The 15,495-nt window shown below is 50.1% G+C and carries 13 protein-coding genes and 1 other RNA gene; 1 reads left to right on the top strand and 13 read right to left on the bottom strand.

Going from position 1 to position 15,495, the window contains the following annotated elements:
* The first annotated feature begins 75 nt into the window (after positions 1-75).
* Complete coding sequence (locus tag JSQ80_RS19370) at positions 76-1,989, top strand: S8 family peptidase (RefSeq protein WP_206096372.1); 1,914 nt, start codon at positions 76-78, stop codon at positions 1,987-1,989.
* A gap of 301 nt (positions 1,990-2,290) precedes the next feature.
* Here the strand turns inward: JSQ80_RS19370 and rnpB are convergent.
* The 13 genes from rnpB to cdd all read right to left on the bottom strand — a co-directional run bounded on the left by rnpB (position 2,291) and on the right by cdd (position 15,484).
* An RNA gene (rnpB, locus tag JSQ80_RS19365) (RNase P RNA component class A) lies at positions 2,291-2,690 on the bottom strand.
* Between the two features lie 54 nt (positions 2,691-2,744).
* Positions 2,745-3,860, bottom strand: coding sequence for a Nif3-like dinuclear metal center hexameric protein (locus JSQ80_RS19360; RefSeq protein ID WP_206096371.1), 1,116 nt, complete (start codon positions 3,858-3,860; stop codon positions 2,745-2,747).
* A complete protein-coding gene (locus tag JSQ80_RS19355; RefSeq protein ID WP_206096370.1) occupies positions 3,836-4,609 on the bottom strand; it encodes a tRNA (adenine(22)-N(1))-methyltransferase TrmK in 774 nt (257 codons plus the stop codon). Before JSQ80_RS19355 ends, JSQ80_RS19360 begins: the two co-directional genes overlap by 25 nt.
* Entirely contained in the window at positions 4,557-5,456 is a 900-nt protein-coding gene (locus JSQ80_RS19350; protein ID WP_206096369.1) for a hypothetical protein, read from the bottom strand. The genes JSQ80_RS19355 and JSQ80_RS19350 overlap by 53 nt, the downstream gene beginning before the upstream one ends.
* A gap of 126 nt (positions 5,457-5,582) precedes the next feature.
* Positions 5,583-6,713 carry an RNA polymerase sigma factor RpoD gene (gene rpoD / locus JSQ80_RS19345; RefSeq protein WP_087432597.1) on the bottom strand — a complete coding sequence of 377 codons (1,131 nt, stop codon included), beginning with the start codon at positions 6,711-6,713 and terminating at the stop codon, positions 5,583-5,585.
* 35 nt (positions 6,714-6,748) lie between these two features.
* Positions 6,749-8,593, bottom strand: a complete 1,845-nt coding sequence (gene dnaG, locus JSQ80_RS19340) for a DNA primase (RefSeq protein WP_206096368.1) — start codon at positions 8,591-8,593, stop codon at positions 6,749-6,751.
* Between the two features lie 38 nt (positions 8,594-8,631).
* Positions 8,632-9,111, bottom strand: a complete 480-nt coding sequence (locus tag JSQ80_RS19335) for a YaiI/YqxD family protein (protein ID WP_206096367.1) — start codon at positions 9,109-9,111, stop codon at positions 8,632-8,634.
* Between the two features lie 257 nt (positions 9,112-9,368).
* Positions 9,369-11,438, bottom strand: a complete 2,070-nt coding sequence (gene glyS / locus JSQ80_RS19330) for a glycine--tRNA ligase subunit beta (protein ID WP_206096366.1) — start codon at positions 11,436-11,438, stop codon at positions 9,369-9,371.
* Positions 11,431-12,318, bottom strand: coding sequence for a glycine--tRNA ligase subunit alpha (glyQ, locus tag JSQ80_RS19325; protein ID WP_087432593.1), 888 nt, complete (start codon positions 12,316-12,318; stop codon positions 11,431-11,433). The genes glyS and glyQ overlap by 8 nt, the downstream gene beginning before the upstream one ends.
* A 433-nt stretch (positions 12,319-12,751) precedes the next feature.
* Positions 12,752-13,516 carry a DNA repair protein RecO gene (gene recO, locus JSQ80_RS19320; RefSeq protein ID WP_087432592.1) on the bottom strand — a complete coding sequence of 255 codons (765 nt, stop codon included), beginning with the start codon at positions 13,514-13,516 and terminating at the stop codon, positions 12,752-12,754.
* 235 nt (positions 13,517-13,751) lie between these two features.
* A complete protein-coding gene (locus JSQ80_RS19315; protein ID WP_087432591.1) occupies positions 13,752-13,898 on the bottom strand; it encodes a YqzL family protein in 147 nt (48 codons plus the stop codon).
* A 131-nt stretch (positions 13,899-14,029) separates the two neighbouring features.
* Positions 14,030-14,944, bottom strand: a complete 915-nt coding sequence (gene era, locus JSQ80_RS19310; protein WP_087432590.1) for a GTPase Era — start codon at positions 14,942-14,944, stop codon at positions 14,030-14,032.
* Between the two features lie 105 nt (positions 14,945-15,049).
* Positions 15,050-15,484 (bottom strand): cytidine deaminase, encoded by a 435-nt coding sequence (cdd, locus tag JSQ80_RS19305; protein ID WP_087432589.1) that lies wholly within the window; start codon positions 15,482-15,484, stop codon positions 15,050-15,052.
* Between the last annotated feature and the right edge of the window lie 11 nt (positions 15,485-15,495).

Below are 15,495 nucleotides of genomic sequence, written 5' to 3'. Positions count from 1 at the left end.
CAATAGTACCCGCCGTTTCTGCGGATAAAGATGAAATTGCAGCAGAAATGGACACGGCATGCTACAGGAGGAATTATGATGCAACGTCGATATATTGTAGGGGCTTTCGCATTAGGTGTCGCAGTGCTCGCGCTGCCGCTGTTATGGTCATCAGATCGCAATTCTCAATCGAACGGCATGGCGACGGCGTCGCAGGAAAAGAACGCCAAACATCAAATATTGCAACAGGATATGTTGTTTACAGGCCGATTGTTCGCTATGGACTCGAGACGGGACTTGGAAATTGCGCTAACAGAGTGGAAACAGCAATCACCTGAACAGATGCATGCCATGGCTGATGAATTCGTGCAATCACATCCTCATTTTGTATATATGAAATGGGTAGATATGGGCAAATCGACAGAATGGGTAAAGGGACAGCTGCCGAAAGATGAATCATGGCAAACCAATAAACGAATAAAAGAATACATTCAGTCTGCAAAGACCAATGTGATGAAACGCCAATCCTACACATCGCCCGATCTGATGATTAACGGCAAAAGCCATGTCGTGATGGGAATTCCATCTCCGCATTCCGATCATGGCATTATCGCCCTGATCAATCAGCACGTCGTGCAGACGGTGCGAAAGCATCAACAAAAAAACTTGCGCCTCGTTCCTTACCCCGCGGAATCCAAATATCGGGTCAAATCAGTTGATTCCTCTTCCATGCGGGATGTCAAGGTTCAGGATGGAGAAGACAACGCAGGCACGAGCCACTATTATCAGAATGAAATTGTCGTTCGCTTCCGGAAAGACCCGGAAACGAAGCAATTACAGCAAATGATAAAGGATACCGGATGCGAGCATCCGCGCAAGCTTGGCTACACCTACGTATTTCGCTCAAAGTGGATGTCGGCCGAGCGGATGGAGCAATATTTCTCGCAGTTCAATCCCGTCTATATCGAGCCCCATTTTCTGTATATGACGAACGAGAAGTCTTCCGGAGCTTCCGTGCCGACAAGCCAGCTTCCGCTGAGCACGGATACCGAGGGTATCGGCGTGGCTGTGGAAGAACCGAATGACGCGCTCTATAAAGCATATCAATGGAACTTGCCAAACATTCATACGAACCGCGGCTGGGCGATGACGAAAGGGCAAAAGGATGTCATTGTCGCAATCGTGGATACGGGCGTGGATTTAAAGCATCGTGATTTACAGGGCAAGCTCCTCGAGGGATACAACGTCTTTGATCCGAATATTCCCCCTCAGGACGACGTGGGCCACGGCACTCACGTTGCAGGCATCATCGGAGCGACGGTGAACAATGGCGAAGGAGTCGCAGGCATGACCTGGTATAACCCGCTCCTGCCCGTCAAAGCTCTCGACAGCAACGGTTCAGGAACGTCATATTCCGTTGCGGAAGGAATTATTTGGGCGACTGACAATGGGGCCAAGGTCATCAATCTTAGTCTCGGCAACTATGTAGACGGGGCGTTTTTGCATGACGCGGTGAAATACGCCTATGATCGCGATGTAGTGCTCATTGCCGCAACCGGCAACGATAACACGCAGCGGCCGGGATATCCTGCCGCTTATCCGGAAGTATTCGCCGTCTCCGCTACAGATGAGAACCAGAAACGGGCTTCTTTTTCTAACTACGGCAACTATGTCGATGTAGTCGCGCCAGGCGCATCGATTGCGAGCACCTATCCGAGCAATCAATATGCGGCGCTATCGGGAACATCTATGGCATGTCCGCACGTATCGGCTCTTGCTGCACTCATCCGCTCAGTCAACCCGGGTCTGAAAAATACCGAGGTATACGATATTATGCGCCAAAGTGTCGTCGATCTCGGGTCACCGGGCAAGGATCAATATTTCGGATACGGTCTCGTGGATGTGGCAAGAGCGTTAAGCATGGCCGAGCAAGGCAATACATCGCTATCGTTGTTCCCGCAAAATATTAATCGGCAGTTAAAGCTGGCCATTGAACAGTTCTTCAAATAGCAAGCGCTGAAAGGTGCCCATTCCACTAGACTGAATACAGCCAAACTGCCGGGTTAGCCGTGTAGTCTGCACATTCAGCTGTACATTTCTCAGGGAGTCGCCTTGCAGTGCTTTGATATTGTGGCTCGGAACGCAAAATGGTGGAGCAGAAATAATCTCTGCTCCACCATTTATTCGTTATCAGGAGCCTCCCGCAAGTGTATCTGTCTGCTTGAGGGATAGCTCATCTCTATGCGGTTCTAAAGTTCTTAATATCCGCTTGGAATCACAAGGATAACTTGTCGCATATCTCGTGATAGCGTCGGAAAGTTTGCCATAAGCCGGGTTCTGTACTCATCGTGGTATCGCGGGAGCTACCCTTCCACTAATAAGCGACAATCATCTATCTAGGCCGTACATTGCTGCACAGCTCCAGCGACCAACCCAGACGCTCCTCGGGCCGAGGTTGCCCTTGACGGGCTTGCGTCCCATTAGGTCTTGCTCCAGATGGGGTTTACCAGGAACGAAGTCACCAGCGTTCCTCGTGGTCTCTTACACCACGGTTCCACCCTTGCCTGTTCCGCATATGCGGCCATCGGCGGTCCATTTCTGTGGCACTATCCTTCAGCTTGCGCTGACTGGACGTTATCCAGCATCCTGCCCTACGGAGCCCGGACTTTCCTCTCGCGGCTTTCGCCACCAGCGATTGTCTGTCAAACTTTCCGTCAACATTCGTAAGTATACTAGGTTCGGGACTGAAACTCAACCAGCAAGTTTTACAAAAATTGAAACGGTTCGGTACAGACGGCAGAAGGATGGAAACGAGTCTGAGTTCCTCGCTCGTCCGCCAACGCTTGCAGACGGGCCGCCACATCCGCTTTCATCATTTTCTCGGCATTATGACCCGGGTCGATGATGGAAAGACCTGCAGCCAACGCATCATGCGCAGTATGATAATCGATGTCCCCCGTCACGAGCACGTCAGCTCCATGGAACAGCGCGTGCCGGACATAGCGGGAACCAGAACCGCCCAGCACGGCTACTTTGCGAATCGGCCGATCTAGGTCTCCGACTACCCGGACGTGAGGCACATCGAATTTTGACTTTACACGCTCTGCCAACTCTTGCAGCGCAATCGGTTCCACGAGCTTTCCAACCCGCCCTAACCCGTAAGCTGTTCCCTCCAGAGCCACCGGATACAAGTCATACGCCACTTCTTCGTACGGATGCGATTTGAACATAGCCTGGAGGACGCGGCTTTTTACCGATTTCGGCACGATCGTTTCGATGCGCGCTTCCTTAACCTCTTCCAGCTTCCCTGCATGGCCGATAAACGGGTTCGTACCGTCTTGCGGCTGAAACGTGCCTACTCCGCTTACATTGAAGCTGCAATGGCTGTAAGCCCCGATATGTCCCGCGCCTGCATCCAGAATGGCGGCGCGCACCTGCTCTGCATGCGTGTCCGGGACGAAAACGACCAGCTTCTGCAGCTGCTCATGCTGGAGCGTTTCCAGCACTTTGACATCCGTCAGCTGCAGCAGAGTCGCCATGAGGTCGTTCATTCCGCCTTCCGCAACATCATAATTCGTATGAGAAATATAGACGGCGATGTCATGCTTAATCAGCTTTTCATACAGCTTTCCCGCCGGAGTATCTGTTTGCAAATGGGCCAGCGGCCTGAAAATGATTGCATGATGCGCAATAATAAGCCCTGCATTCAAGCGTATTGCCTCGTCCACGACTTCATCCGTCACGTCCAGCGCAACAAGCACGTGTCCTACTTCCTTCCTAATCGAACCGAGCTGCAAGCCAATGCGGTCATTCTCTACCGCCATTGATTTGGGCGCAAGCTGTTCCATCCACTGCACTATCGTTTGAGCGTTTGCAAACATGCTACGATCCTCTCCATTTCCGCTTGTTTCTTTGCAAATGCTGTACGGCGTTCCTTGGCTTCTTCCGACTCCGCCTGTTCCATCGTTCTCAGCACGCGGTCCCATTTTCCAAGTTCATGTTTCCACTTCTGCACGAATACAGAAGAGGGATTGAGCGAGAGCAAAGGTCCCAACAGCAATAACCAATCTTCGGTCAAAGCAATGCCGCATGACAATTGCCGAGTCTCATACAATCGTTCATTATGCTCTTTCAGTGATTGGGCGTCTGTCAGACGTTCCGCAAGAAGCACCTCATATATTTTGCCGTCTTCTTCGAGAATATGTTCCTGCATTAACGCCCATCCCTGTTCTCGCAGCCAGCGGCGCACGATGTCTTCGCCAACGTTCGGCTGCAGGATAAGACGGGCAACCCCTTCCAGCTTCTTCGGATCAGCAGATAATATATTTACAATTAAGCTGCCGCCCATGCCGGCAATCGTAACGCAATCGACCTCGCCTTCCTTTACTACGGATAGGCCGTCGCCATGTCTCGCCTCTACAATCTGCTCCATGCGGGCACCCTTCACCTGGCGGCGGGCCGCTTCAAAAGGTCCTAGATTGACTTCGCCTGCAACTGCAAATGAAATACGCTTTTCCTTGGCCAGATAAACAGGCAGAAGCGCATGATCCGAACCGATATCCGCCAGACGGCTGCCCTCAGGCACCCACCCCGCGATCCATTGCAGTCTTTTTGACAGTTTGATGTTCACGTATCCAGTTCACCCACTGTTTTCTAAAGTAATAAGCAAAAAAGAAAAAAATGAAAAGCTTAACGAGTAAAACGCATAGCAGCTCAATATCAGGCATGACCTGTCTTGAGATGAGCCCGGCCGCCCAGCTCATCTCCGGCATAAACCATAAAATAATGGCTCCCAACAACATGCCGGCCGCGACGGGCTTCGAGAACCGGTGCACCGCCCATGCCAACCATATTATTAACACGCACTCCGGCAACCACAACCACTGGCTTTCCAATAACGTGACGTCGGTCATCGCGGTTCGCAATATTTGAGCATACGTTAACGCAAGCCCTAACCAGCCCGCTCCCTGCATCCAGCCGCTCCTCACAAGCCAGCCCGAGAAGAGCCAGAGAAGCCCCGCTGCCATACAGCCGATAAACACGATCCACCATTCGTTCCATCCTTGTAAATAAAGGATGAGCATCCCGCCTGCCGTGGCTGCCGCACAACCGGTAACCGCATATCCTTTCGCCCGGGCCGGCCCCCGCTTTCTAATCCGTACAGCAATAAAAATAAAGAGAATCGCGATCCCTAGTACAACGCTAATTTGCATTGAAGGAGCAAAAAAGGTAAAATAAAATCCAACAATACAAATCAAGGCAGAAATGAAAAATACAGTCAACCACCACTTGGCGGACATCGATACGATACGTTCCATCCATGACGCCTGCGATGTGGTGGTGGAAGCCGGATCAGGCGGTGTTTCCGGAAGCTCGTACAACCTATCCAGAAAATCGCAATACACCTCCGGCAACAAGCGGTTGCTTCGCCAGCGGGCGATTTCTTGGTTCATCCATTGACGTTGTTGCGGCTCCAATCTGCTACACACCCCCTGTCACTTTCGGATTTGCAGCTGTTGAGATCAACTGAGCTTATATATTCCTTAGTGGTAATCAAAAGACCCTCAGCGCGCACATGCGCGTCAGAAGGTCCGTCGAAAGTTTTATTCAAGGAAATCTTTTAAGCGTTTGCTGCGGCTTGGGTGGCGCAGCTTACGAAGAGCCTTCGCTTCAATTTGACGAATCCGCTCGCGCGTGACGCCGAACACTTTGCCAACCTCTTCGAGGGTGCGAGTACGGCCGTCATCCAGACCAAAGCGCAGACGAAGCACATTCTCCTCACGTTCCGTCAACGTATCCAATACGTCCTCAAGCTGTTCCTTCAACAGTTCGTAAGCGGCTGCGTCAGCCGGAGCCAGCGCCTCTTGATCCTCGATGAAATCCCCTAAGTGCGAATCATCTTCTTCCCCAATCGGTGTTTCCAAGGAGACCGGCTCTTGTGCAATTTTCATTATTTCGCGCACCTTCTCAACGCTGAGCTCCATCTCTTCCGCAATCTCTTCTGGTGTCGGCTCACGCCCCAGCTCTTGCAGCAATTGACGGGAGACACGGACCAACTTGTTGATCGTTTCGACCATGTGCACCGGAATTCGAATCGTACGCGCTTGATCTGCAATGGCCCGCGTAATTGCTTGACGAATCCACCATGTTGCATACGTGCTGAATTTGTAGCCTTTGCTATGATCGAATTTCTCTACCGCTTTAATAAGACCCATATTGCCCTCTTGAATCAAATCCAAGAACAGCATGCCGCGACCGACATAGCGTTTCGCGATGCTGACGACGAGCCGCAAGTTGGCTTCAGTCAAACGCTTTTTAGCTTCTTCGTCCCCTTGCTCGATTCGCTTGGCAAGTTCAATCTCTTCTTCTGCCGATAAGAGCGGAACACGGCCGATCTCTTTCAAGTACATCCGGACAGGGTCATTAATTTTGATGCCCGGGGGCAAAGACAAGTCATCATCAAAGTGAAAATCATCTTGTTCGTCGTGTTCACGTTCCCCGCTCGCGCGATTGCCCATCCCGTCATCCGTTTCGTTTACCACTTCAATCCCCAAATCAGAGAGCTGCTCATAGAACTCATCCATCTGCTCCGGGTCTTGCTCAAACGTCGACATTTTCTCGGCAATCTCTTTGTAGGTAAGCGTTCCACGCTTTTTACCGAGTTCAATCAACTGGTCCTTCACATGCTCCAAAGCTGTTTCCGTGTCTAGTCCAGTATGTTGATCATTCGCCATTTTCCGACTCCCTCCTCCCTAGAATCCTCCTCCTGCTAACGCTTCAGTTCTTGCTCTAGGGCTATAATTTCTTGTGCAATTTGTGCCGCGCGTAAGACTTGGCCGGAACGTTCCGCCTGCACCATCTCTTCTTTTTTACGCTCGATTTCACGCTGTCTGGGTACTTTAAGAATTTGATCGATATAATCATCTAACAGCTCTGTATCGTAACGAAGGGACACCTCTGCCATCGATATGGAAGCGGCTGCCTTCTCCAAGCGATCATCTTGCAATGTTGCCAAGTACCGACTGAAATCGGGTTCCTTGCCTTGCGCATAATAGGCATATAGATAAGCGGCAAGTGCCGCATGATCATCTACATTGAATTGTTCGCCGAGATTCCGCTCCACGTAATTAGAGACCTCTACATCTTGAAACATTAACGCCAACAAGCTGCGCTCTGCATATACATAAGCAGGTCTTAACGTAGGCGGGGCAATACTTCGATTATCATTCCTAACATTATTCCACCAATTGTCATGATTATCCCCGTGTCCGTTCTTTTTTTGCAGTTTCTGGCGAATGTTAGCACATTCTTGCTTTAACGAAACAAGCGCGGATTCTCCCGGCAAATCAAGCTGCAGCGCCAGCTCCTTCAGATGCATCTCCCGTTCGACAGGGGAAGCAACCCTGGCGATGACGTCCATCGCTTCATCTTTGAAGCGCCTTTTTCCATCATCTTCTAGCAGTATATGATTACGACGCAAAGATATAAGCTTGAATTTGGTGGGCGTGATAGCAGCGGCGATTATCGCATGCCTGAACCGTTCTGCTCCATGCGTTTTCAAATAATCATCCGGGTCCATCCGGTCGGGCAGCATTGCCACCGCCACATGCATACCGGCTTCTTCGAACAGCGGTATCGCCTTAAGGGCAGCGGCTTGACCGGCATCATCGCCGTCATAGCATAATGTTACGTTGTCGGCCATCCGTTTCATCAATGTGACCTGGTCTCCGGTAAGCGCCGTTCCCATCGTTGCAATGCCGTTGCATACTTCTGCGTCCCAAGCTTGAATTACATCCGCATACCCTTCGAACAAAATGATTTGTCCGGTGCGCTTAATGTGAGTTCTCGCTTGATGCATATTGTATAGCAGCTTCGATTTATTGAACAGCATCGTCTCCGGAGAGTTCAAATATTTGGGCTGTCCGTCGCCCATTATCCGGCCCGCAAATGCAACAGCATGTCCATTGCGGTCCCATATCGGGAACATAATGCGATCGCGAAAACGATCAACATACCCGCTGCCGTTATGTCTTGCGGACACCAAGCCGCCCTTCTCCATCAGGGAGAGATCGAATTCCCTTTTTTCCAACAGCTGCACGAGTGTATCCCACTGCGGAGGCGCATACCCGATTTGGAACTGTTCGATTAATTTGTCATTAATGCCTCGACCGCGCAGGTAAAGAAGCGCCTCTTGACCGTGGGAAGTGTTCATTAATATATAATGATACAGCTTGGCAGCCAACTCATGCGCCTTTATAAGAGAGTCCTTCGCTTCATTATGCGGATTGCGCTCAGTTACGGTTCCTGTACCCCATGTAATCGGAATATGTGATAATTCCGCCAAATGCTTCATCGCTTCGGGATAGGAGTAACCTTCAATCCCCATCATGAATTGAATGACCGTCCCGCTCTTGCCGCAACCGTAACAATGGAAGATTTGCTTCTCGGGAGTAACGGTAAACGAGGGAGTCTTCTCCGAGTGAAACGGGCACAGCCCTTTCAAATATTTACCGTGCTTCGATAAATGAACATATTGGCCGACGATATCCACAATATCGTTGCGCTTTAATACTTCATCCCTTACTTCATCAGGAATTAGTCCGTATCCGCTCATCGTCCAACCACCTTCATCTAAACACGTATACTACTTCGCTATGGTGACAGTTTCTCCTGCTCATACCGCAAAAGTTTTGTCAGTTTATGTTGGAAATTTTCTCGGTCGCTTTCACTCATGGCACGAGGCCCCTTCGTTCGAATCCCTGCACGGCGCGACTTGCTGGAGATGTGGCGTCTCGATAAATACTCATCCACGTTGTCGCTCGTCAATTCCCCGCCGCGCGGCGTAATAACATATGCCCCTCTCGGCAAACAGAGCGCGGCCAATCCGTAGTCATTCGTTACGACTACGTCTCCTGACCGCGCTGCGTTGGCAATATAAATGTCCGCCGCTTGAAACGCCTGATCCACAAATATGGTATGAATATCATGATTCGCAAGCTGCCAGTCCGGAGCGAAGGCCGCATATGAGGCGACAAACATGACCCCGGCCCCCATCTCCAAAGCGACGGCAATGATTTCGTTTTTAACGGGACAAGCATCAGCGTCAACTACAATTCGAAGTTTAGAAGTCAATGAAATTCACCATTTTCGTAAAAGCGTCAGAAAGCTAATTCATGCTCATTATTTCCACCGTTTATATTATATACGCTGCAACATTTAAAATTCCTGCTAGCCAGCGCATGATTTCATAAACATTCAATCGTTTCTTGTCGATTTATAGTCAAAAAGGAAGGAACATGTCGAAGAGAGTTGTCTTCTTCATGTTCCATCGTCTCTGGAATTGCGTCATATTCCATAGTCAGCGCCGCACTATGCTTGAATTTCCGAACTTATGCCCACACCAATTTAGAGAAATCCGCAAAGCGATGAATGTCACCCGCAATATTCTTCAATAGCGCCAATCGGTTCGCACGTACCGTGTCATCTTCGGCCATAACCATCACGTTATCGAAGAACGAATGAATGGCTTCCTTTAATTGTCCGAGCGCGGCTAACGCATCTGCCGGCTCTGAATAGTAATCATTAAAGGCTTGATGAACCTCCGTCCAGCGGACATAGAGCATACGTTCCTCTTCCTGCTGGAACTTCGACTCGTCAACAACGGTTGAAGCTGCTTTCGAGGCCAAATTGCATACCCGATTGAACGATTCGACGGTCAGCTTGAACGATTCGTCCGTTACGGCCTGCATCAAAGCTTCTCCACGGGCTACGGTCAATTTTACGTCATCGTAACCTGATGCCATAATCGCATCGACTACGTCATAACGTACGGACTCCGACAACACGTTCTTCACGCGCAAACCGAAGAAGTCATACAGATCTTTGCGAATGTCCTCACAGTCTCGTTTTAGAACCTGCACTCGATCATAGACGTCGAGCGCAATGTTGAACATCGTATGAAGCGTAAGCGGAAGCTCGCGCTCCAGCAATATTTGCACAATACCTGTCGCCTGGCGCCGAAGTCCGTAAGGATCTTGGGAACCGGTCGGAATAATGCCGATGCCGAAGCAGCCGACGAGCGTATCCAATTTATCAGCCATGCTTATAATGGAGCCGACCAGCGATTCCGGTGCCGGATCCCCTGCAAAGCGCGGCTTGTAGTGCTCGTTAATCGCATGCGCCACTTCATCCGGCTCACCTGCTTTGCGAGCATAATCTTCTCCCATAACGCCCTGAAGCTCAGGGAATTCATACACCATTTGGGTCACTAGATCGAACTTGCAAATATCTGCGGCGCGGCTTACCCACAATGCGGTTTGCCGATCGGACTGCACAGCCAGTGCCAACGCATCAGCGATAGCGTGAATCCGGCGCACTTTATCGCCGATCGTGCCAAGCTCCTCGTGAAACACGATGGAATCCAGCTTCTGCACACAATCGATAATTTTAAGCTTCTGATCTTCCTGATAGAAAAATTTCGCGTCGGACAAGCGGGCGCGCAAAACCTTCTCATTCCCTTTCGCCACCATATCGAGCCCTTTGCTGTCGCCATTGCGCACAGTGACGAAGTAAGGCATCAATTGTCCTTCTGCATTCAGTACCGGGAAGTAACGTTGATGCTCACGCATCGACGTAATAAGCACATCCTGCGGAATGCTCAAGAAAGACGGTTCGAACGCTCCGAACAGAACAGTCGGATATTCCACCAAGAAGAGAACCTCTTCCAACAGATCGTCCTTGACTGCGATATTCCAGTTTTTCTCCGCGGCAAGCGCTTCGATTTGACGCGTAATCTCCGTCTCGCGTTCACTAACATCAACGATAACGAATTGCTCGCGCAGACGTTCCACGTATTGCGCCGGCTCTTCAATGACGGCATCACCGCCCAAGAAGCGATGTCCACGGGATACCTTCTGCGCTTGTACGCCTTCGATTTCAAGCGGAATGATGTCGGTTCCGTGCAGAGCAACGATCCAACGGATCGGACGCACGAAGCGCATTTCATTCGCGCCCCAACGCATATTTTTCGGGAAGGTCATCGAATGAATGATCGATGTCAGCCCTTCCACGAGAACCGCGGCCGTATCGGTTCCGATACTGCTCTTGTTGGCGTAAATATATTCAACCCCGTTCAATTCCTTGAAAAAGAACTGTTCTGGCTCCACTCCTTGACCGCGCGCAAATCCCAATGCGGCTTTCGTCCAAGCGCCATTTTCATCGAGGGCGATCTTCTTCGCCGGCCCCTTCACTTCTTCATGAATATCCGTCTGTTTATCCGCTACATCATGAACGAGTACGGCTAGCCGTCTTGGCGTAGCGAACGCTTGAACCTCACCGTATGCAATACGGGAGTCCGTCAACCAGCGCTCTAGGCGCTCTCTCAGCTGGCCCATGGCGCCGCGCATAAAGCGAGCAGGCACTTCCTCCAGACCAAGCTCCAACAACAAATGCTTAGGCATTACGTTCCTCTCCTTTCTTCAAGAGCGGGAAACCGAGCTTCTCCCGTTCTTCCAAATACGTAGCCGCCACTTGACGCGCCAGGTTGCGCACGCGCGTAATATATCCGGTGCGCTCGGTGACGCTTATGGCACCGCGCGCATCAAGAAGGTTGAAAGCATGGGAACATTTCAGCACATAATCATATGCCGGGAACACCAAGTGCTGCTCCATGGCCCGATTCGCTTCCTGCTCGTACATATCGAACAGCTTGAACAGCATCGCCGTATCGCTTACCTCGAACGTATATTTCGAATGCTCATATTCAGGTTGATGGAACACGTCGCCATAAGTTACGCCGTCCACCCATTCCAAATCGAATACATTCTCTTTGTCTTGAATGTAAGAAGCTAACCGCTCCAGACCGTACGTAATTTCGACTGCAACGGGGTTCGCATCAATGCCGCCGACTTGTTGGAAATAAGTGAATTGCGTAATTTCCATTCCATCCAACCATACTTCCCATCCGAGCCCCCAAGCGCCAAGCGTAGGCGCTTCCCAGTTATCTTCCACGAAGCGGATATCATGCAGTAATGGGTCGATGCCAAGCCGTTTTAAGCTTTCCAGATACAATTCCTGAATATTATCCGGGGAAGGCTTCAAAATGACTTGAAATTGGTGATGCTGATACAGCCGGTTCGGGTTCTCGCCATAACGGCCGTCAGCCGGACGGCGGGACGGTTCCACATAAGCCACGTTCCATGGCTCTGGTCCGATTGAACGCAAGAACGTCATTGGATTCATCGTTCCCGCACCTTTTTCGACATCATACGGTTGGACGATGATGCAATTCTGTTCGGCCCAGAAATTTTGCAAAGTTAAAATCATTTGTTGAAAATTCATAGCCATATACACTCCCTTGCACATAATTCGTATTCAAAAAGCCCTTTTCAGCACCGAGAAGCATAAGTTTTCGCGAGAAAACTTCACATCTTGAGATGCTTCGTGATCAAAAGGGTGGAGAAGCAAAAAAACTCTCGTCCCTACGTCTGATACCAGACGTAGGGACGAGAGTTAAGTATCCCGCGGTTCCACCCTACTTGATCAAATCGTCTGCAGCCGAACAGGAACATTGCAAGCAATATCCATATTCATGTGCCGAGCTTAATCCGATCCACTTTCTCGATTCAAGCTTGCTCCAAAGTGCCGTTTCATTCGTCCGCTCGTTCGGGCTTGCACTATCCCCGAATCGCTTAGTTCGAAGCCATGGCGAATTACTTTCTTCTTCAACGCAAGCATATAAAGCTAACTTCATCAATTATATCAATAACGGAACTTACCCGTCAAGATCAGCCAAGTCGTACTTCTCCATCTGTTCCAAAAACTGCAGTGACTTCAACCGTACGCCGACATGAGTATCCATATACCCTCTCATGCATGCCCGCAGCTGCAGCTTGGTGTCCGGCTTCAATGTTACATTGCCGAGCCTGCGCAGGTCGGTCTGTTCAAAACGCTGCAGCAGTGCAAGGATACCGGGATTCGCAATAAAGTTGGCATGTTCTTTCGGCTTGCAGCGTTGACAGATGGCTCCGCCGAGCCTCCAGCCAAACCCTGCGATCCCGTCTTCCCGTCCGCACACGACGCAAGCATGCAGTTCGGGAGCGACTCCTGTACGCTGCAGCAACTTCATTTCGAACAAATGTGTCGTCACTTGCGCGTCCTTACCTTCGTCCAAGGCGCGCAAATAGGCGAGAAGCTGATCGAACATGACACCGCCGGCTTCCTCATCATGCAGCGCTTTATCTACCAGCTCCGCTACATAGGATGCATACGCTGCGAGATGCAATCGCTCCCGCAGCGTATGATGGCCTTCAATAATTTCACAAGCGTTAAGCGTTCCGATATGTCCCATCCCGCGAAAGAAGACATACTCCCCAAATGTAAACAATTGCGTCGCCGCAGCATGCCGGCTGCGCACCTTCTTCGCGCCGCGCACGAGCACGCCTGCTTTGCCATGAGATTTGGTGCACAGCGTAATAATTTTATTTCCTTCCCCATAGTCCATGCTGCGGATGACTATCCCCTCGACCCGATATAACACGCTCGGCCTCCCATGCGACTTTTAGCGTTTGTTCAAAAAGGGCCTCTTTTGATCACGAAGATGATTTCGCAGATTATCTCGTTGAATCTTGCATTCACTCTCAAGTATGTTTCCTGCGGAAACATTTCAGGCGTTCATGTAGTCTTGCCTACACTCCGCCTATTCTTCGAGCTCTCGCAATCTTCTCGGTGCTGAAAAGCCGCCTTTTTGAACTCTCACTTTTGCATAATCATAATTATTCCGCCGATTGCTCTGCAGACATTCCTGTTCCTATTTCTGCCGCAGTCTCCTCAACTTCGGTTACCATCCCCGCTTGCTTATAAAGTAAGTAAGCATCAACATCCCCTGTCATGGCAAATACGTTCCACGAAAAATCACGCATCCGTAAATCCCCTTTCGTCGGAAATGACTATGCGTCATCAATAGGTTGTGCTGTTGGCAAGGGAATATCCATTGCAAAATTTGGAGCGCGAACTTACGTATCCAATCACGAATCAATTCCTGCCATTAGCCTTACGAATCATGGCGGAATCCGAGATCGCGCAAAATCCGATCTTGATTGCGCCAGTCCTTTTTCACCTTAACCCATAGTTCCATATACGTCTTTGAACCGAGCAAATTTTCGATATCTTTTCTTGCCAGCTTCCCGATTTCTTTCAGCAGCGCTCCTTGCTTCCCGATTACAATTCCTTTTTGGGAATCGCGTTCCACAAAGATGACGGCGGAAATATAGACGACACCGTTCTCCTGCACACGCATATCTTCGATCGTTACCGCAATGGAATGCGGAATTTCTTCTCTTGTCAAATGAAGAATCTTTTCCCGGATTAATTCTGCAACCACAAATTGCTCGGGATGGTCCGTAATCTGATCATCCGGATAATATTGGGGCCCCTCCGGTATATATTGCTCCAGCACATCAAGCAGCCGATTGACGTTATTGCCAGCCAACGCGGAAATCGGCACAATCTCTGCAAATTCATGCAGCTCATTATACTCCAATATGAGCGGCGGAAGCGACTCTGGGTGTACCTGATCAATTTTGTTCATCACGAGTATGACAGGAGTTTTTACTTTTTTCAATTGCTCAATTACATATTTATCACCGCTGCCAAGCCCGGTTGATACATCGACCAAGAATAGAACGGCTTCTACTTCGTTCAACGTATTCAAGGCGACTTGATTCATATAATCGCCGAGCTTCGATTTTCGTTTATGAATTCCCGGCGTATCCAGAAATACGATCTGCGTGTTTTCTTTGGTGTACACGCCATGGATTTTATTGCGGGTCGTCTGCGGCTTATCGGACATAATGGCAATTTTCTGTCCGATGACATGATTCATGAGTGTTGACTTGCCCACGTTAGGCCGGCCTACAATTGCCACGAATCCTGAATGAAAAGCATTGGATTTGTTATGAAACGTCAACGTTATTTCTCCTCCTAGCAAATTCCCTTTTAATCTCAAACTATATATAAGCGGCGTCCTGCCGTTTCGAGTTCATCGAGAACGACCATGGACGCCGCTTGCTGTTTACTCGCTCTTATACGCGGCTCTTGACGGAGAACTGTCCAAGCTGCCTACGTCAAAGGCACCCGGGAGCAAAGCTGCCACTGTTGTCTCCGACCACGAACCATTCATCGATCCCATATATACGGGCATGGATGGCCCGCATAACTCAATCAGCACCTGCCTGCACACGCCGCAGGGGGTAATTGGCTGTTCCGTATCTCCGATGACAGCAATCGCCTTGAATGAGCGCGGAGCGCATCCATCTGCGATGGCACGGAATAAAGCAGTCCGTTCCGCACAGTTCGTCGGGCCGTAAGCTGCATTTTCTACGTTGCACCCATAATGTATGCGATCATGCTCATCCAACAATGCCGCACCCACTTTAAAGTGGGAATAAGGCGTATACGCCCGTTCACGAGCCCGCTGCGCTTCGCGCAACAATTGTTCTCCATTCATCGACTGACAAC

The organism is Paenibacillus apiarius (assembly GCF_017052585.1).
GTDB lineage: Bacteria > Bacillota > Bacilli > Paenibacillales > Paenibacillaceae > Paenibacillus_B > Paenibacillus_B apiarius.
Note: the sequence above shows the minus strand (reverse complement) of the source record. Positions and strands in the feature narration are given on the sequence as shown.

Coding starts and splice junctions, on each gene's coding strand:
- JSQ80_RS19370 (WP_206096372.1), top strand. CDS start 76: ATGATGCAACGTCGATATATTGTAGGGGCTTTCGCATTAGGTGTCGCA.
- JSQ80_RS19360 (WP_206096371.1), bottom strand. CDS start 3,860: ATGTTTGCAAACGCTCAAACGATAGTGCAGTGGATGGAACAGCTTGCG.
- rpoD (WP_087432597.1), bottom strand. CDS start 6,713: ATGGCGAATGATCAACATACTGGACTAGACACGGAAACAGCTTTGGAG.
- dnaG (WP_206096368.1), bottom strand. CDS start 8,593: ATGAGCGGATACGGACTAATTCCTGATGAAGTAAGGGATGAAGTATTA.
- glyS (WP_206096366.1), bottom strand. CDS start 11,438: ATGCCTAAGCATTTGTTGTTGGAGCTTGGTCTGGAGGAAGTGCCTGCT.
- glyQ (WP_087432593.1), bottom strand. CDS start 12,318: ATGAATTTTCAACAAATGATTTTAACTTTGCAAAATTTCTGGGCCGAA.
- JSQ80_RS19315 (WP_087432591.1), bottom strand. CDS start 13,898: ATGCGTGATTTTTCGTGGAACGTATTTGCCATGACAGGGGATGTTGAT.
- cdd (WP_087432589.1), bottom strand. CDS start 15,484: ATGAATGGAGAACAATTGTTGCGCGAAGCGCAGCGGGCTCGTGAACGG.